This window comes from Mariniflexile sp. HNIBRBA6329, from assembly GCF_043558645.1.
Lineage (GTDB): Bacteria > Bacteroidota > Bacteroidia > Flavobacteriales > Flavobacteriaceae > Mariniflexile.
In genome coordinates this window covers 292,988-310,841 of record NZ_JBIFXS010000004.1, presented here as the reverse complement: position 1 = coordinate 310,841, position 17,854 = coordinate 292,988, and the positions used below count along the sequence as shown (strand labels likewise).

At 35.8% G+C, this 17,854-nt stretch carries 16 protein-coding genes; 2 read left to right on the top strand and 14 right to left on the bottom strand.

Going from position 1 to position 17,854, the window contains the following annotated elements:
- Positions 1-120: 120 nt before the first annotated feature.
- From ACGK9U_RS08060 to ACGK9U_RS08045, 4 genes are all read right to left on the bottom strand, one after another.
- A complete protein-coding gene (locus tag ACGK9U_RS08060) occupies positions 121-1,116 on the bottom strand; it encodes a hypothetical protein (protein WP_394465851.1) in 996 nt (331 codons plus the stop codon).
- Between the two features lie 699 nt (positions 1,117-1,815).
- Positions 1,816-2,502 (bottom strand): YqjF family protein, encoded by a 687-nt coding sequence (locus tag ACGK9U_RS08055; RefSeq protein ID WP_394465850.1) that lies wholly within the window; start codon positions 2,500-2,502, stop codon positions 1,816-1,818.
- A 200-nt stretch (positions 2,503-2,702) separates the two neighbouring features.
- Positions 2,703-3,161 (bottom strand): hypothetical protein, encoded by a 459-nt coding sequence (locus tag ACGK9U_RS08050; RefSeq protein WP_394465849.1) that lies wholly within the window; start codon positions 3,159-3,161, stop codon positions 2,703-2,705.
- Between the two features lie 162 nt (positions 3,162-3,323).
- Positions 3,324-4,436 (bottom strand): tyrosine-type recombinase/integrase, encoded by a 1,113-nt coding sequence (locus tag ACGK9U_RS08045; protein WP_394465848.1) that lies wholly within the window; start codon positions 4,434-4,436, stop codon positions 3,324-3,326.
- Positions 4,437-4,874: 438 nt separating this feature from the next.
- On the opposite strand from ACGK9U_RS08045, the gene ACGK9U_RS08040 reads away from it, so the two are divergent.
- The gene (locus ACGK9U_RS08040; protein ID WP_394465847.1) at positions 4,875-5,519 is read left to right on the top strand and encodes a DUF6266 family protein; all 645 of its coding nucleotides are present in this window, start codon (positions 4,875-4,877) and stop codon (positions 5,517-5,519) included.
- 30 nt (positions 5,520-5,549) lie between these two features.
- On the opposite strand, the gene ACGK9U_RS08035 is transcribed toward ACGK9U_RS08040, so the two are convergent.
- The 8 genes from ACGK9U_RS08035 to ACGK9U_RS08000 all read right to left on the bottom strand — a co-directional run bounded on the left by ACGK9U_RS08035 (position 5,550) and on the right by ACGK9U_RS08000 (position 15,492).
- Complete coding sequence (locus ACGK9U_RS08035; protein ID WP_394465846.1) at positions 5,550-5,792, bottom strand: helix-turn-helix domain-containing protein; 243 nt, start codon at positions 5,790-5,792, stop codon at positions 5,550-5,552.
- 304 nt (positions 5,793-6,096) lie between these two features.
- On the bottom strand, positions 6,097-7,461 hold the full coding sequence (locus ACGK9U_RS08030; protein WP_394465845.1) for a GH1 family beta-glucosidase: 1,365 nt from the start codon (positions 7,459-7,461) through the stop codon (positions 6,097-6,099).
- A 14-nt stretch (positions 7,462-7,475) separates the two neighbouring features.
- On the bottom strand, positions 7,476-8,465 hold the full coding sequence (locus tag ACGK9U_RS08025) for a glycosyltransferase family protein (protein WP_394465844.1): 990 nt from the start codon (positions 8,463-8,465) through the stop codon (positions 7,476-7,478).
- A gap of 5 nt (positions 8,466-8,470) precedes the next feature.
- Positions 8,471-9,334, bottom strand: coding sequence for a UDP-2,3-diacylglucosamine diphosphatase (locus tag ACGK9U_RS08020; RefSeq protein ID WP_394465843.1), 864 nt, complete (start codon positions 9,332-9,334; stop codon positions 8,471-8,473).
- A 494-nt stretch (positions 9,335-9,828) separates the two neighbouring features.
- A complete protein-coding gene (locus ACGK9U_RS08015) occupies positions 9,829-10,770 on the bottom strand; it encodes a TerC/Alx family metal homeostasis membrane protein (RefSeq protein WP_394465842.1) in 942 nt (313 codons plus the stop codon).
- 334 nt (positions 10,771-11,104) lie between these two features.
- A complete protein-coding gene (locus ACGK9U_RS08010; protein ID WP_394465841.1) occupies positions 11,105-13,726 on the bottom strand; it encodes a glucosidase in 2,622 nt (873 codons plus the stop codon).
- Positions 13,727-14,002: 276 nt separating this feature from the next.
- A complete protein-coding gene (locus tag ACGK9U_RS08005) occupies positions 14,003-14,800 on the bottom strand; it encodes a lysophospholipid acyltransferase family protein (RefSeq protein WP_394465840.1) in 798 nt (265 codons plus the stop codon).
- A gap of 50 nt (positions 14,801-14,850) precedes the next feature.
- The gene (locus ACGK9U_RS08000; protein WP_394465839.1) at positions 14,851-15,492 is read right to left on the bottom strand and encodes an NUDIX hydrolase; all 642 of its coding nucleotides are present in this window, start codon (positions 15,490-15,492) and stop codon (positions 14,851-14,853) included.
- A 5-nt stretch (positions 15,493-15,497) separates the two neighbouring features.
- Between ACGK9U_RS08000 and ACGK9U_RS07995 the strand changes: the two genes are divergently transcribed.
- The gene (locus ACGK9U_RS07995) at positions 15,498-16,211 is read left to right on the top strand and encodes a peptidylprolyl isomerase (protein WP_394465838.1); all 714 of its coding nucleotides are present in this window, start codon (positions 15,498-15,500) and stop codon (positions 16,209-16,211) included.
- Between the two features lie 142 nt (positions 16,212-16,353).
- Here the strand turns inward: ACGK9U_RS07995 and ACGK9U_RS07990 are convergent, their stop codons facing one another.
- Positions 16,354-16,980, bottom strand: a complete 627-nt coding sequence (locus tag ACGK9U_RS07990; protein WP_394465860.1) for a trimeric intracellular cation channel family protein — start codon at positions 16,978-16,980, stop codon at positions 16,354-16,356.
- 128 nt (positions 16,981-17,108) lie between these two features.
- A complete protein-coding gene (locus tag ACGK9U_RS07985) occupies positions 17,109-17,834 on the bottom strand; it encodes an RDD family protein (protein ID WP_394465837.1) in 726 nt (241 codons plus the stop codon).
- Between the last annotated feature and the right edge of the window lie 20 nt (positions 17,835-17,854).

The following is a 17,854-nucleotide window of genomic DNA, read 5'->3' as shown; positions in this document are numbered from 1 at the left end:
TTTCTTTCCATAAAAATACCCTCAAATAGTGTCTAACTTTTTGGGGGCACTTCAAAATCCGCGAGGATTTTCGTAAGTAGGCTAGAACTAGCAATAAATTATATACGGTGTTGTAAGCAGTTATTTTTTTACGTACAGTTCTAATTTATCGTTAATTTTTGTTTTATCGTAGTTCGTATTGATTTCCGACAGTTTCTCTTGGTCATAAATTGGATAAAATGATTGGATTCGGTTAAATTCAACATTTCCTTGCCCTTTTACTTGTTTAGTTCTTTTCTGAATCCATAGTTGGTAAACGACTCCATCAAATTCAAAAACTACGTTGTCAGTTAGATTTAAGTCAATTAGCCCAAGTTTGTCTATTTCGGTCAGAATGTTTCTTAAATCAATGTGCAACTCTTTAGGGTAAAAATTTTGATAGTGAAATGACTTTTCGGGTTTATCCTTAATAGGTTCAGCGTAATGCCTACTTGTAATGTGAACCAATGAATAATCAGTTAATTCGACTACTTGACCAGAGAAAGGTATTTCAAATTCTGATTGGTCATAGTCCTGTTTCATTGACTTAATCATATGATAAAGAAATTTAGATTGTAAAATTATCTTGTCCTTTTGCAACCTATATTTATCTTGCTTTGCTCGAAACCTTCTAATTAATCTCGGATATTTTTTATCGAGTTCTTTTAAGTCTTTTCTTGTCTCGATAGCTAATTCTTGTAATACTTGGTCTTTATGATTTGTAATTTCAATTTGTTTATACCATTGATTTGAAATAGACTGAAGTCTTTTAAAGTCTTTTATTTGTTCTCTTTGTGAGACTTCTACTATTTTTCCTTTTTTCGCTTTATGAAATGGTCCAGCAAGATTATTATGGAAATATGTTAAGTATAATTCTCGGAATATATAATCATTACAAAAATCAAAATTTTCAGGCCTACCATCGCTTTCGTGTATTGTAAGATTCAGTCCCATACATAAGAACTCTTTTTCTCGTTCCAAGAGAAATTTTCCATTAAGAGCTCTCTCTTTAAGGTCGTCAAATATTTTCCTTGTTCTTATTTGTTCACTTTCAGACCCATTTTCAATGTCAAGTTCTTCTGGTAGATAATGTTTCATTCAGCTTTTGAGGTGGTTTTGGTTAATTGCTTACAACGGTTACGTATAAGAATAGTGCGGTTTTGAGTCCGAGGATTTTCCGCAGGAAAATCAGAGTGACCAAATACGCACTAACCTTTTGATTAAGGATTAAACTTAAGCATTATTTTTATACAATGTTATGTGCTGGCTTTTTTTGTCAGCTTTAAATTCCGATTTTTAATTGACCAAACAAAATTTATTAGAAATACGATTATCGAAATCAGTATTAAAGTCAAAGTCAGACGAGAATCAGAATTCAAAATATCCTCCGAAATGAAAGTCAGTCCGATTAAAATCAAATGAGATATTGAAAGTTTTTTATTTGTCCAATAACTCAATATTGCTAAAATTCCGTATCCGATTAAGAAAGCTAACCATAAAAATGGCTTAACTATGAATATCCAAAAACTAAAATCATAAGACCAACCCAAAGTCCGATTATATCCAGTTTGAATTCCACCAAAGTATATTGAAATCATTAGTAGCATAATGATTAACAAAAACATTCTTTTTTGGACTAATTTTTCAAATGTCATTTTTCCGATTGAGTGAGTTTAGCTTGCACATAACGTGTTCGTGTATGGAAAGTTGCGTGTTTGGTGGCGAGGATTTTCCGAAGGAAAATCGGAAGCCAGCAAATACGCAACAAACTTTGTGCTAGCTAAAACTAGCAATTTTTTATACACGGTGTTGTAGCCAGTTTTTATTTTTATTCCAAGCAAGAACTTGAACTCCATTTGAATAATGAGTCAAATTCGGCTCGTTTTTTATTAAATTTCTAAATCTTGGATAATTAACGATTAACTTTTTAAACTTGATTTCCTGAGTTGGCCATTCCAAATGATGAATGTCAAATTCATTTATCGAATCCTTTGTGTCTTGAAAAAGGGCATACCTTTCTGTTAGCCATTTGTCAAGTTCAGTTTTTTCCGTTCTTGCTTTTCCCAATTCAAATTCGATGTTCAATTGGTCGTTATACTCTTTATTAGTTGATTCATAAATTCCGTTTTGTCTTTTTATTTTTGAATAACGATATGGTAATTCCGAAATTCCTTTAGCTATTTTACAGGATGCTAATTTTCCACCTTCTATGCTCAAAAAGTAAACTCCAGTTTTATTATTTGATTTTATGTAAGTCCGAATATTTATTTCATTAAAGTCCGAAATTGGTTTAAAAGATGGAATGTTTTTAGGTCTAATTTTTTCCATTGTAAAGGCAACAAGCGAAATCCAAGGTTTTTCTTCAAAAAGGTCGATTTCCAGTTCTTTAGGCACAAATTTTTTCAATTCGGTCAATTCCACTTGCCAATGAAGAAATATCGCATTATTCCATTCTTGGTAGAATTTCCAATTTTCAGTCGGCATTCTCCAAGGTCTGTGTTCAGTCGTATTTAATATCTCTCGGATGGTCATTTCTCAAATTGGCTACAACGGTTATGTATAAGGAAAGTTGCGTGTTTGTGTGCGAGGATTTTCCGAAGGAAAATCAGAAGCAAGCAAACGAGCAACTAACTTTGGTTTAGCTAAAACTAGCAATTTTTTTTATACAATGTTGTACGTAGTTTTTATTCTTTAAACTTTATTGTGTTCAGTATTTTAACTATCTCGTTATAATTGTCTTCAATTACTTTTTCGTTTATATTTTCAAAAGTCAGAGTAATAAATAATCGCTTATTTTTAAATCCGAATTCAAAACGAAATTGATATAGTTTTTCGTCCTGATAATTCAGAGCGTAAACTACAGATTGATATTCAGAAATATTTTTAATTTCCGCTTTGTGTCCATTCTGCTCTATTTCAGATATTGATTCATTTAGGTCAAAAACATAATTTTTGTCAGAATGTTGGAATGAACTTATTTGCAATATTCCGATATAGTTTTTCAGGTTTATAAAATCCGATACTGTTTTATTTCTAAATTTTCTTATTTGTCTCCAGTTCCGCCTAAATTTAATCGAAAAGTTATTTGATTCGAATAAATCAACTTTTTTAGTTGTCAGATTATTGTATAATATTCTCTTCACAATCTTGGTCTCAAATTACGTACAACTTGTTTATATACGGAACTTTCTTCATTTTATGCAACTGTTTTGGGAGGCTATGCCCATGTTTTGTTGTTTTTTTGCCTTTTTTTCTACCATCTTTAAAATAAAGAAAATTCTTATGTAGTGCAATATAAATATGTTTTATAAATTATCAAACGGATTTTTTATTTTTCTTATACTCGTTTCACTTACATGCGTATAAATCATGGTTGTTTTTGGGCTACTATGCCCCAATAATTCTTGTATATACCTAATGTCTGTTCCATTTTCTAATAAATGTGTCGCAAAACTATGCCTTAATGTATGCAATGTAACTTGTTTTTTTAAGCCCGCTTTACTTACCGCACTTTTTAATACGCTTTGCGCACTCGAACTGCTATACTGCTCGCCGCCTTGCCCCTCAAACAAATACACCTTTGGTTTATATTGCTTATAATAAATCCGTAATAAATCAAGAAACATCTCAGAAAGTAAGGTGTATCGGTCCTTTTTGCCCTTAGCGCCCCTTATATGTATTAACATTCGTTTGCTATCTATATCTTTAACTTTTAAATTAATGGCTTCGCCTATTCTTAACCCAGCCGAATAAATAAGACTTAACAATGTTTTATGTTTAATATTATGTGTTTGGTCAAAAATTTGTTTTAGTTCTTCTATGTTTAATACAACAGGCAATTTTTTCTCTTTTCTAGGGCGTTCCAATTCTAATGCCTCTACTTCCACTCCTTTATAATCAAGAAATTTCTTAATGCCATTAATGCATTGGTTTTGGTAGGAAATGGATTTGTTTAATTGAACTATAAAGTCGTAATTAAAAGATTCAATAAGGCGCTTACTGTAGTTTAATGTATTTTTTAAGGCTGCGTATCTTATAAAAAACGATGTAACTTCAACATAAGTATTTACCGTATTTTCACTTAACCGCTTTTGTTGCAACCATTTTTTAAACCTTTGTAAATCGGTTGTTTGATGCTCGTTAAGTTTTGGCAGCTTAAAACTTTGTGTTTTAGTAATGTTAGGAAGTACCGTTTTTAGTTCACTATAATCTATTAAACAATTAATAGCTCTTAAATGCTTATAAACTTTTATTTTGTTTTCTGAAGAATATTTAATGTAAAAAGTTTTGTTTGAATTACTCCACTTAATATCGAGCAACTTTTTTAAATGAATTCTTATAGAGTCATCATATCCAAACTTAACAGCTATTTGCTTTTCGTTTTTATATGTAAAAGGAACAAGTTTTACCTCTTTCATAACTATAAATAAAAGTTTAAAAATTTTATTTTATTCAGAATAACATGGTGAAATATAGTACTAAGCTTTTTATAATAAGTGTTTATAAAAAACAACCCACACATGTGTAATACAACTACGAATATAACAAAACTTTACTTACAATGGTATGCAGAATTTTAAAAATACTGGCGTTACTGCAATTTAATTTTACATGTATTCGCCCCTTGTTCGGGCAAACCCCCATCTAAAAAAAATACACCTAAACCGTACCTGAACAAAACCCGAACAAAACCCGAACAAAACACCCCTTTTTTTGGGCAGTTGTGTCAATATGTGTCAAACTGTTGCAATATGTTGCAATGTGTGTCAATATGTGTCAATATGTGTCATGCGTTTGTAAATTAGGCCCATGCGTTTTAGTTTCACCCCTTATTAACCCCAAAATCTTATAAACCTATGGGAACATTTAGTAAAGGCATCCTTGGAGGCTTCTCCGGAAAAGTGGGCAACGTTGTGGGTGCACGTTGGCGAGGTAAAGACATTATGCGCAGTTTACCTACTCGTGGCAATTATACCCCAACCCCTGCGCAAATAGACCAACGTGAACGCTTTAAAACGGCCATCCAATTTTTAACGCCTATAAAAGAAATTCTTTCGGCGTATTTTGGCAAACCACAAAGTGATAAAAGCACATTTAACCTAGCTACGGGCTACCATATTAAATATGCGCTATTGCCCGACGGCCTTGAAACCTATGTGGTTGATTACCCCAAAGTGCTTATTGGCAAAGGCGATTTGCGCGGGCTATCCAACCCTAGTGTCACGCCCGATGCCAACCAAGAGCTTAGCATGACATGGGATGATAACAGTGGACAAGGCAATGCTGCCGCTACCGATGAGCTTGTGGTAGTGGTGTACTGCGAAGCTTTAAATGTGTTTGAAACGGCAAACCCCGCAGGTACCCGCAATTTAACTACGGTACAAATGCCACTTCCTGCCTATTGGGCTACACAACAGGTGCACGTATGGGCTACTTTTGTTACTGCGGACAAGAAATTGGCTGCCACAAGTACCTACCTGGGCATGGTAACGCTTACTTAAACATTTATTTTTACAATAAAAGTGAGGCCCTTATTTACGTGCCTCACTTTTATTGTATTTTAAAAACGGATTGTTTTGCAACTTAACCCCCATAAGCGCTTCTATAAAGGCTTTGGGATAATACAACACACCACCTATTTTAGTAAATGGCAATTGCTTGGTTTTACCCCAGCGGTATAAGGTGCTGCGGCTTACCCTAAAAAATTCTTGCGCTTCATTGGAGGTCATCCAATGCTCGCCTTTAAACTCCTTTGAACCTAAAAAATGCTTCATAGTATTTGGGAAATTAAAGCATTAACATATGTATTAACTTACTAAAATACATAATTATAAAAATTTTCTCAATAATAAAATACTTACTTCTACGTATTTTTTGCTGGGTGAAGAAAGCAAACTAGGGTGTTTTTGATATAGCAATAAACATAAAACTTTACGTCTTTGCAAAGGAGGTACGACTGAAGCAATCTGTTTATAATATATTTCTAATTTTATTTGAAGTACGAATCATAAGATGGTTTTATCTTGTTTGCGCTCGGCACAGATGCTCCTTGCCATGACGATTCAAAGCGAATGACGATTAGCTTCCCAGAAAAGCTTGATACCATTTACCCGATGCTTTTACAATGCGCTCTTGTGTTAAAAAATTGGTGTAAACCAAACCAAAACGTGGGTGGTAGCCTTCTGCCCACTCAAAATTATCGGTAAAGGTCCAAACAAAATAACCTGCTACGTTGAGTCCGTCTTTTTTGGCTTTGTGCACTTGCTCTAGGTATGCCTGTAAATAATGTAGGCGTTCTATATCGTGCACTTTGCCATCAACAAGCATATCAGGGAAAGCGGCACCATTTTCGGTAATGATGATTTTATTAATGCCTTTGTATTGGTTAAACTGCTCTATCATACTATACATACTGGGTGGGTACACTTCCCAATCCATAAGCGTGGTTTTTACATGGCGCTTGGAAGCCTTTACTATTTTGGCACGCAAATAAGGTACTAAATAGTGATGCCTTACCATTTCGCGGGTGTAATTTTGCACACCAATAAAGTCGAAATCGAACACCGCATTTTTTAAATCTTGTGGTTTTATATAGGTTTCTATACGCCTTAGCACAGGCACGTGTTCGGTGGGGTAACCAAACCCCAACAGGGGTTCTATAAAAAGTCTATTTAAAAGCGCATCGGCTTTTTGGGCTGCCCGAATATCTTTGGGCGTATCCCTAAAAGGGGTTATTTGCGAACAGGAAAAGGTAGTGCCTATATGGGCATTGGACACTAAGGCGCGCAACACCCTACCACCAATGGCTTGACATAGCATGGCGTGGTGTACCGCAGGCAAAAAGTTTTTTAAGCCTCTATTACCCGGGGCATGTACCCCTAAAAAATAACCAGCGCCTGTAAATACCATGGGTTCGTTTAGTACCATCCAGTTTTTTACACGGTCGCCAAAATGGGTAGCGCAAACCTGTGCGTAGTTTTCAAACCAAGAAAGCACCTCCCTATTTACCCAACCGCCTTTGTTTTGTAGGGCTTGTGGTAAATCCCAATGGTAAAGTGTTACCCAAGGTGTGATGCCGCATTTTAAACAGAAATTAATAACCCGATTGTAAAAATCGATACCCTCGGCACTTACGGTTCCTGTACCATTTGGAAGGATGCGCGACCATGCCAATGAAAACCGAAAGTGTTTGATGTTCATCGATTGCATAAGCAGAATATCCGCTTCAAACCTGTTATAAAAATCGCAGGCTATTTGCCCATGCTGGTTGTTAAAGGTATTGCCTTTTTTTGAGGTGAACTGATCCCAAATGGACGTGCCTTTATCGTGTACGGTATGTGCGCCTTCAATTTGATAGGCTGCAGTTGAGACCCCAAACACAAAGTCTTTTCCAAAATCTTGAGGTTTTAGGTTAAAAGGTTTTTGGGGATTGTTAAAAGCCATAAAGTGGGTTTGTATTATAGATTTTCCTGTAATAGGGTATCTATAATTTGTTCGGTAATGTCCGGGTAGTTTACGTCTATAATGGTGTGGGTTTCCGTCCAATACACAATATCTTGTATATACTTTTTTTTAAGCGCCTTTATTACGGGTACGCCCATATCTTTTAAAGCAGCGGCATTGCATTGTTGCTCGTACTGTCCTTTCATGGGTATTACCAATAGTTTTTTACGCATAAACAGTGCTTCGGCAGGGGTTTCAAATCCGCCACCACAAAGAATGCCTTTGCTGGTTGCCATACTTTTTACAAAGGCTTCGTTGGTAATAGGCTGTACCGTAATATTTTTATAGGTTGTTACTTTTTTATTGTGTTTTGAAAATACTTGCCAGGACACTTCTTTTACTTTTGAAAGGATGCTTAGTATTTTTTCATCATCATACGATGGTAAATACACCGTGTAATGGTTTCCTGTTTCACAAACGGCATTTCTAATATCCTGCCTGATAACGGGCGTAAACACCCCTTCCTGATAGGCTTTGAAATGAAAGCCATATTGTTTGGTTGTGGGGGCATATTTTTTAAGAATCAACTTCCCTAAAGCGTCTTTTTTCTTAGGTTTTGGCGCATTGGGAACCATAACCGCTGCTTGGTGACTTAAACTGATACAGGGTTTCTTTTTAAGTTTGCACGCCCAAGCCGAAACAGGTTCGAAGTCGTTGATTACTAAATCGTAGTTTTCAACGGGCAAGCTGTTTATTTCCTTATGAAGGCGCATGCTTTTTGCCTTAAAATAGGTTTTCCAAACATCGACACCACCTTTTTTTCCAAACACAAAACTCAAGCCTTTTAGTCGGTACGTGATGGGGTACGGAATGTTGATGTCGGCTTCGGTACCGCTTACCAAAATATCCAACTCAATATCTTTTTTTTGAAGGATGGGAATGATATCGCGCGCCCTACTTAAATGCCCGTTGCCCGTGCCTTGAATGGCGTAAAGTACTTTCATGCCGTTTAATTGACTTTAGATGGTTTCACCCCGGTTTGAAACTCCTTCATCATGTTTTGAAACAACTCTTTGGTTTCCAATACTTCATCCTCTTCGGTGTCTGCATCGGCATCCTCTTCAAATAAAAAGTTGTCTTTAAAACTGAACAAATGCCACGTGCCTTCAAAATATTCTAAGGCGGTTAAGTTTTCTACCCAATCACCCGAATTCAAATACACAACCTCACCTTTGTCGGTTTCAATACGCTTTATTTCCGGTTGGTGGATGTGTCCGCAAATCACATAATCGTATTCATTTTCAATGGCAATATCCGAGGCTATTTTTTCAAAGTTATTGATGAACTTTACGGCAGATTTGACGCTGTTCTTTATTTTTTTAGACATTGAAATGGGCCCTTTACCAAACTTTGCTGCAAAGAAGTTTATAAAACTGTTTAATAGTATTAACGAATCGTAGCCCACCGCACCCAATTTGGCTATGGATTTGGAGTGCTGCATGGTGACGTCGAATACATCACCATGAAATATCCATGCTTTTTTGCCATCAATGTTCAATAATTCTTTATTGGAAATACTGAAACTTCCCATTTGGAAACCTACAAACTTACGAAGCATCTCATCGTGATTACCCGTTATGTAACGTACCTCAACACCGCTGGAAATCCATGAAGTGATGAGTTTTATAATTTTCATATGCGATTTTGGCCAATAGCGTTTGCTGAATTGCCAAACATCTATAATATCGCCATTTAAAATAACCTTTTCGGGTTTTATGGATTTTAGGTATTTGTGGAGTTCTTTGGCGCGACAGCCATAAGTTCCTAAATGCACATCTGAAATCACAACAATATCTACAGGACGTTTTCTCATGCTGTTGCAATGTATTTGTTAGTATTGATTTTTAGGGAGGAAGCGTAACTACTTAAACAAGTAGTTTTGGGTTTTACTGCTAGAGTAGATAAATCGGTTAAGATTATCGTCATAGGCTTTGTATGTTGAAATAGTGTATTTATTTCAAATGCAAAATTGCGCCAATATCCTTTATAATAAGTTAACGGAGTATTAAATGGAGGTTAAGGATTGTAGAGTTATGAGTTATGAGTTATGAGTTATGAGTTACGATTTACGATTAACGATTGAGGATTAACGAATTAGGAATTATCAATTACGAATTAAAAATTACGAATTAGGAATGATAGATTAGATCTTAAGACTAACTTCTAATGGCTAATGGCTAATGGCTAATGTCTAATGTCTAATATCTATTGTCATAAAACCCGCCGTAATGCTTTTTTTGAACGCAGCAACACATTGCATTACAGTAAGCAAACTGCGCTTCATTTCTCATCCCTCACCATAACGTTTCACTTTTTATGATTCACCATGGATGCCGACACATACACCCCAATACCTAGTGACAGACCTATAAATAATAATGAAAACCATTCAGGAATTTCTACCCAACTTGCGGTAATAAGTTTTATAGATACAAACACCAATATAGAGAACACACTGTATTTTAAGTAAACAAACCTTTCTAACATGTTTGCCAAGAAAAAGTATAACGAGCGTAAACCCATAATGGCAAAAATATTAGAACTGTAAACTATAAACGGGTCTGTGGTTACGGCAAAAATGGCTGGTATACTATCGAGGGCAAAAAGCAAATCGGTAAACTCTATGGTAATTAAGGCTCCAAACAAAGCAGTAAACACGCGTTTACCATTTACTCGGGTAACAAACTTTCCACCATCAATAACATTGCTAAATCTAAAATACTTCATATAGCCTTTAGGCTCATCAAATTCGGTATGTTCGGCTTCTTTTTTAAGCATCTTTAAAGCTGTGAACAATAAAAACAGACCAAAAACAATGTTCATTCCGTGTATTTTATTAATTAGCACTAAACCAACGCTAATTAAAATAGCTCTAAATACAATAGCTCCCAAAATACCTAAAAAGAGTAGTTTGTGTTGGTACTGGCTAGGTATTTTAAACGATGTAAAAATAATAGCTATTACAAACAGGTTATCTACACTTAATGAAAGTTCAATGATATAGCCCGTTAAGTATTTAATAAGAGCATCGGTAGCCGAAAAATTATTAATATTTGCCACCAAGTTATGGCTATAACACCAATACAGCACCCCTGAAAACACCAGTGCGTTCGACACAAAAAACACAACCTCTAATATGGCTTTTTTTACTGAAGGTGTTTTATTCTTTTTATGTAAAACAAAAAAGTCTATAAACAAAAGCACTAAAACATATACTATTAAAACAATCCAAGGGGTTGTACTTGCCATGGTATTACAGATTATTTTTTCAAGCTAATGTATGCTATTTTGCAATATACTTTTAAACTATTTTCATACTCAATACAATAACGTTTGCTTGATTATTTTTAAGCAACATTCCTCATGCGGAGCCGAAGTAAAATCATCCGCTTATCGCTTTTTGTGAGGCAGAACACAATGAGATTTCGCAAAACAGCAAGTAACCTGTAACCATATAAAAGTTGAATGTAAGTATTAATTGTGGATGTCTCAATCGTGCCTCATTTCGACATGACATAAATCGAAAATCATCAATCATCAATCGTAAATCGTCAATCATCAATCATCAATCGTCAATCATAAATCACTCCTCATCCATTTCCATAATCAAGTTGGCTATCAGTGCAGTCCACCCTGTTTGGTGAGATGCGCCCAAGCCTTTACCGTTATCGCCATCAAAAAACTCGTAAAACAAGTGCAAATCTTTAAAATGTGCATCTTTTGAAAACTTGTTGTCGGCACTATCGGCATGATATTGAAACTTGCCATCTTCATTGGCTTCAAACAGTTTTACCAAACGTTTTGTAAGTTCGTTGGCAATTTGCTTTAAGTTGAGTTTGTTGCCAGAACCCGTTGGAAACTCGTATTGATAGGCATCACCATAAAAACTATAATATTTTCGTAAGGACTGAATAATCATATAATTTAATGGCATCCAAATGGGTCCGCGCCAGTTGGAGTTACCCCCAAACATATTGGAACGACTCTCCCCTGGTTCGTATTGAATTTGATGATGCCCATGATGCGCAAATACAAAAGGATGTGCTTCGTGGTACTTGGACAAGGAACGAATACCGTAATCTGACAGGAACTCGTTTTCATCCAATAAACGAATCAATAAATGCTCCAATCTAAAACCACGCATGATAGCGAATAGGTAATTACCATCTAAATTAGTTTCATCTAAATTGGTGATTAACGACGCTAAGTCGGGGCGCGTTCGTATAATTTCATTCGCCCTAAACCTGAAATCCTTTAATTCTTCAAAAAGGTCTTTATGCATAATTTCGGCGGCAAACATCGGAATAACGCCTACCAACGAACGTACTTTTAAGCGACTGGTACTGCCATTTGCCATTTCAACCACATCGTAATAGAAATTATCTTCATCGTCCCAAAGCGAAATATCTTTTTTACCAATGTGGTGCATGGCCCAAGCTATGTTTAGGAAATGCCTAAAAAACTTAGCGGCAGATTCTTCATATATTTTATTGGTTTTAGCCAATTCCAAAGACATGCGAAGCATATTAAGTGTGAACATGGCCATCCAACTGGTAGCATCGGCTTGTTGCATTTTTTTAATACCTGGCGGCATATGGTTCCTATCGAACACCCCAATATTATCCAACCCTAAAAAACCGCCTTCAAAAAGGTCTGTACCACTGGTATCTTTTTGGTTTACCCACCACGTAAAATTGATAAGTAGTTTTTGGAACGCTTTTTCTAAAAATTCTGTATCGCCCCTACCCGTATAGTTTTTATCTTTTTCATATACATTCCACACAGCATACGAATGTACGGGTGGGTTTACATCGCTAAAATTCCACTCGTAAGCAGGAATTTGTCCGTTGGGGTGCATATAGTTTTCTTTAAGCACCAACAACAACTGTTCTTTGGCGAAAAAAGGATCGATTTCTACAAACGACGCCATATGGAACGCCAAATCCCAAGCGGCATACCACGGGTATTCCCATTTATCGGGCATGGAAATAACGTGCCTGTTGGTAAGGTGTTGCCAACTGTAATTTCGCATGTTTGCCCGCTCGGGTTTACTTTCGCCCGGGCCACCAAACAACCATTTAAACACATCGTTGTAATAGAATTGCTTGGTCCATAACAAACCAGAAAACGCGCTTTTAGCAATGGCTTGATGGGTTTCTGGGATATCGGTTCTTATGGTTTCGGCATAAAACGCTTCGCATTCGGTAATACGTTGGTGGAATATCGCATCAAATTCGCCCCAAGGGTCTTTTACTTTCTTTTTACTTAAACGTATTTTAATACTTTTTTCTTCACCTGCCTTTAACTTAAATTGGTGCCAAACGGCAAACTTAGACCCTGTTTTCTCTGGGTTTACGGTTGCTTTTCCGTGCAACACATGGTCGTTAATACCATCTTTTACATATTTAACATCATTGGCGAAATTATAAATGCGCTTGTTGTTGGTTTCGTTATCACAAAACAACTGTTCGGCATCTTCATGGTACAAATAATACCTACCGTTTCTAATACTTCTAGATTGCACACTATTGCTGGAAATAGATTTCATCACAGGGCGTTCATAACGCTTGTTGTGCTTCCAAAAATTACGGAACCATAGGTGTGGCAATACATGAATATCCGCTGCTTTTTCACCTCTATTTACAACGGTTACCTTCATTAAAATATCATCTACATCGGCTTTGGCATATTCAATGAAACAATCAAAATACGCATTATCCTTAAAAGCATCGGTATCCAACAACTCGTATTCCGGTTCATGGCGCCCACGTTGGTTGCCATTTACTAAATCGCCATACGGAAATTCAGCATGTGGATATTTATAAAGATATTTAGAGTAGGAATGTGTGGGCGACGATACTTGGTGAAAATAAAGTTCCTTAACATCTTCCCCGTGGTTACCTTGGTTGTTGGTAAGTCCGAACAGGCGTTCTTTTAAAATAGGGTCTTTTCCATTCCAAAAAGCAGGTGCCAAACACAGGATTTCGCGCGAATCGGTAAAACCGCCTATGCCCTCTTCTCCCCATCTATAAGCATTGCTACGTGCTTTTTCATGGTCTATAAACTCCCAGGCCTCACCATGCATGCTGTAATCTTCTCTAACGGTTCCCCATTGTCTTTCCGCTAAATACGGCCCCCATTTTTTCCAGTTTTTGTAATTATTGGGAACTTTTAATCTTTCTGCTTCAGAACCTTTTTGAATCATATATTTTAGGTATGAGAGTTTTGTGTATTAATAAAATCAAAAAAAGATAATATCTAAACTAAATTGTAGACTTATAACTTTTGAATTTTATATGCTTATGAATAAAAATAAGTTATTTTTTAGAAATAGTGACGCCTCTTAAAAAGTATTGTCTAATTGGTGTTTTTGTTAGCTTTCTTTTTTTAATCCCATAAAAAAAAGCCTCATAAATTAGCGAACCGACACTCTGAGAATGTGTATTAATTAACTAAGAAAAAAATTAGAAAGGTAATTGTATTACCACTCACGAAGTTTATCGAGTTCTTGTTGAGCCTTTAATTCTTTTTGGGAAATCACTTTTAAAAATGATGGATGTTGCTCAATAGCATACTCTATTTTTGTAACTATCTCGTCCGTAGTTTCGTTATCGTAATCAATTTCCAACGGCGGTTTTATTTCGAACGATTGCAGGATGTTTTTCTTTTTAATACGCAGACCTTTTTTATCGAACGAACGTCTAAATCCATCAATAACAATAGGCACTACAACTGGTTTATACCGTTTAATGACATGTGCTGTTCCTTTTCTGATGGGCTTAAACGGTGTGGTAGTACCTTGTGGAAAAGTAATAACCCAGCCATCGTCTAATGCTTTACCAATATTGGAAATATCGCTCATTTTCACTTGTCGGTTTACATCTTGTCCCTCTGCCCTCCATGTGCGTTCAATACTGATGGACCCCATGTATGCCAAAATTTTAGGCAACAAACCAGCTCTCATGGTTTCTTTAGCTGCTACGTAATAGATATTCAGTTTCGGGTTCCACAAATAACCTACGTTCTTTATAGAATCTGTGCGTCCGCTTAAACTGGCGTTAAACACATGGAACATAGATACCACATCGGCAAAATAAGTTTGGTGGTTAGATATAAACAGCACGTTTTTGTCTGGTAAGTTTTTTATAATTTCAGAACCTTCTATTTGCAATTCATTAAACCCACGAAAGCGTCTGTGGGTTAAAGCCCCAAAAATTCTAATTAGCCACTTTTTTACAAAAAGTATATGCCCAAACGGATTTCGCTTAAATAATCCCATAAATCACTCATCAAATTGGTTAGTTGGTACAAATGTAATAAATCTATAAACTACATGAGTTGTTTTAGTAAATCTTTAATCTCACTAAGCATCATTGCGGTGGCTCCCCAAACCACGTAGTTATTGAGTTTGAAAGCAGGCACTTCAACTTCAACGCTATACGACGTGTTTACTATTTCGGTAATAAGATGAGCATCATCTAAAAAATGGCTCAACTTTACTTCAATAATGGCTTCCACCTCATCATCTTGCTTTATAAATTGGGGTGTTGTCTTTGAGATGCCTATAAATGGATGCACATAAAAGTTACTGGGCGGTATGTAAACTTCGGTCAATGCTTTTACAACTTCTATTTTTTTTATAGGCACACCTATTTCTTCAAAGGTTTCCCTAACGGCAGCTGCTTGCAATGAAACGTCATGCGCTTCCAATTTGCCCCCAGGAAACCCTACTTGTGCCGAATGCACACCATGGTATGTTTTCCTTAGAATTAAAACCAAATAGGTCATTTGATTAACATCAGGATAAAACAATGCCAAAACCCCTGCCCTTTTTGCTGTTTTTATAGCTTCTTCTTGTTGTTTTAACAGTTCTTGCCTAAATGGAGGCACCATTTTAAACTGCGATGCTTGGGCTGGTAGCGGTATATTTTTTATTTTTGAAATTGATATTAAAAATTCATCAAAATTCATTCTGTATGCGCGTTATCTTATTGTTGTGTGGTTTTATTCTCTTTTTCAATTGTGAAAATAAGCAAAATAAAAAGAAAATAATTCCTAAAAAAGAAATAACAACCGTTGCAAAAGAAGAAGGTCTTACCGGTGATGAAGACACTACCGATGTTGTAAACAGAGCATTCCCTAAGTTAAATTCAAAAAATGCTATGGAGTTTTTTTTGCAGTATGATAAAGTACACAAGGAAAACAAAGTGCGTTTAACTACCGATTTTGGAACCATTGACATTTTATTGTTTAATGAAACAAAATTCCACCGTTCTAACTTTATCTTTTTAACAAAGCAAAAGTATTTTAATGGTACCCAATTTTATAGAGTAATTGATAATTTTATGGTACAGGCTGGAAATAGCGATGATAAAAAAACCGCTAACAAACGTACCTATATTGGCAAGTATTTACTGCCACCAGATACCAAACGCGGATTTAAACACGACCGAGGCGTCGTATCTATGCCCAGTAGCGAGATAGATAACCCACACAAACTAGCGTCGCCATACGAGTTCTTTATTGTTCAGCAACAAGGCGGTGCACACTTTTTAGATGGTGATTATACTATTTTTGGAAAAGTAATCAGCGGTATGGATTTGGTTGATAAAATAGCCGCCGTTGAAAAAGACGATGCCGATTGGCCACTACGTAATATTTATATTAGAAATGTTGAGATTATTAAATAGATGGCTAGATTGTTAGATTATTAGACATGTTAGACGCGTTAGACATGTTAGACGCGTTAGATATAAATAAAAACTTTCTAATCGTCCAAAAAATCTAGCAGTCTAAAAATCTAATAATCTAAAAATCTAGCAGTCTAACAATCTAACAATCTAGTTTTCTGTCTTCATTCTTATACAAACTAGGTAGGCTAATTTTAAATTTCACAGCTATTAAGCGTACCGCAATAACTACGGAACCAGAAATTATAAACATCAAATAATTCTCTATCGGTAATGCACGAAGTATAAAATAAGTAAAGCCACCTAAAATACAAGCGGTGGCGTACACTTCTTTTCTAAAAATAACGGGGATTTCATTACAAAGAATATCTCTAATAACGCCTCCGAAACAAGCTGTTATAGTACCTAAAGCTATACAAATAATGGGATGCAACCCCATAATCAAGCCTTTTTGTATACCCACAACGGTATATAAACCAATACCAATAGTATCAAAAAGAAATAGAGATATCCGTAAGTAATTAAGACGTTTTCTAAAGATAATAGAAAAAATAGTAGCTCCTAGAATAACATAAACGTAAGTCATATTTAACATCCACGTTACAGGCGTTAACCCAATAAGCACATCTCTTAATGTTCCGCCACCAACCGAAGTAACAAAAGCAATAATAAGCACCCCAAATGGATCCATTCTTTTTTCTAATGCCACTAACACCCCAGAAATGGCAAAGGCGAAGGTTCCGAATATTTCTATAATTTGAATAAACATCATGGTTGTTGGGTGTTGGTTTTTACTTGCTGGTTGTTAAGCTGTTAAGCTTTTAAGTTGAAATAACTTTGCTACTTTGTTACTTTGCTACTTTGCTACTTTGTTACTTTGTTACTTTCAACTTCAACCTACATGTTCTGTGTATAGTAATTATAATCTTTTAAAATGGTGTTTAAAAAATCTATATCGTATAAATTGGATTCTATATTCAGAACACTGCACACTTTGTTTCTTAATAAAGTAAGGGTTTTATAATCGTTATTCTTTTTTGAAATGGTGAACGCTTCCTTAATAATGCGCACATCCTTATCGGTAAGTTGGGTAACATTGGTAAAAACCGGTTGATAATCCACTTCTAGGTCTTCTAAAATGGTACTGGTAATTTTATGTTTCTTCTTCACACTAATAACAACAGTTCCAGCAGCGGCATCGCCTACGCGTTGTTTTTTATCTGACAATAAAATACTTAAAACACCAATAGAAGCAAAAAACATCCAAATATCCACAATACGCAACATCCATCTCACAAGTAAATTGTACCACTGGGTAGGGGCGCCATCCACACGAACTACTTTTATTTTCAATATCATTTTCCCAATGGTTTGCCCACTAAAAAGAATGTGGCACAACACCGAATAAAAAAGTGCCGGTAAGGTTACTAAGCCCAATATGCCACGTTTGGTCCAATCATCGGTACTGAAGATATCAGAGAGCGCGACCAAGTTCTCCATAATGGTTATGTAGGTCAATAAAATAAGACCATCAATTAAAAACGCGACAAAACGTTCTCCCAAACCAATTAATTTGTAATCTAAATTAACATTTTGGGCCGTGTTAATTGCTAAATTGCTCATTGAAATGTATATTCGTTTCT

What these genes read in the sequence shown, in the direction of transcription:
- ACGK9U_RS08060 (WP_394465851.1), bottom strand. Translation starts at nt 1,116, where the DNA reads ATGAAACATTATCTACCAGAAGAACTTGACATTGAAAATGGGTCTGAA.
- ACGK9U_RS08055 (WP_394465850.1), bottom strand. Translation starts at nt 2,502, where the DNA reads ATGCCGACTGAAAATTGGAAATTCTACCAAGAATGGAATAATGCGATA.
- ACGK9U_RS08045 (WP_394465848.1), bottom strand. Translation starts at nt 4,436, where the DNA reads ATGAAAGAGGTAAAACTTGTTCCTTTTACATATAAAAACGAAAAGCAA.
- ACGK9U_RS08040 (WP_394465847.1), top strand. Translation starts at nt 4,875, where the DNA reads ATGGGAACATTTAGTAAAGGCATCCTTGGAGGCTTCTCCGGAAAAGTG.
- ACGK9U_RS08035 (WP_394465846.1), bottom strand. Translation starts at nt 5,792, where the DNA reads ATGAAGCATTTTTTAGGTTCAAAGGAGTTTAAAGGCGAGCATTGGATG.
- ACGK9U_RS08030 (WP_394465845.1), bottom strand. Translation starts at nt 7,461, where the DNA reads ATGGCTTTTAACAATCCCCAAAAACCTTTTAACCTAAAACCTCAAGAT.
- ACGK9U_RS08025 (WP_394465844.1), bottom strand. Translation starts at nt 8,465, where the DNA reads ATGAAAGTACTTTACGCCATTCAAGGCACGGGCAACGGGCATTTAAGT.
- ACGK9U_RS08020 (WP_394465843.1), bottom strand. Translation starts at nt 9,334, where the DNA reads ATGAGAAAACGTCCTGTAGATATTGTTGTGATTTCAGATGTGCATTTA.
- ACGK9U_RS08015 (WP_394465842.1), bottom strand. Translation starts at nt 10,770, where the DNA reads ATGGCAAGTACAACCCCTTGGATTGTTTTAATAGTATATGTTTTAGTG.
- ACGK9U_RS08010 (WP_394465841.1), bottom strand. Translation starts at nt 13,726, where the DNA reads ATGATTCAAAAAGGTTCTGAAGCAGAAAGATTAAAAGTTCCCAATAAT.
- ACGK9U_RS08005 (WP_394465840.1), bottom strand. Translation starts at nt 14,800, where the DNA reads ATGGGATTATTTAAGCGAAATCCGTTTGGGCATATACTTTTTGTAAAA.
- ACGK9U_RS08000 (WP_394465839.1), bottom strand. Translation starts at nt 15,492, where the DNA reads ATGAATTTTGATGAATTTTTAATATCAATTTCAAAAATAAAAAATATA.
- ACGK9U_RS07995 (WP_394465838.1), top strand. Translation starts at nt 15,498, where the DNA reads ATGCGCGTTATCTTATTGTTGTGTGGTTTTATTCTCTTTTTCAATTGT.
- ACGK9U_RS07990 (WP_394465860.1), bottom strand. Translation starts at nt 16,980, where the DNA reads ATGTTTATTCAAATTATAGAAATATTCGGAACCTTCGCCTTTGCCATT.
- ACGK9U_RS07985 (WP_394465837.1), bottom strand. Translation starts at nt 17,834, where the DNA reads ATGAGCAATTTAGCAATTAACACGGCCCAAAATGTTAATTTAGATTAC.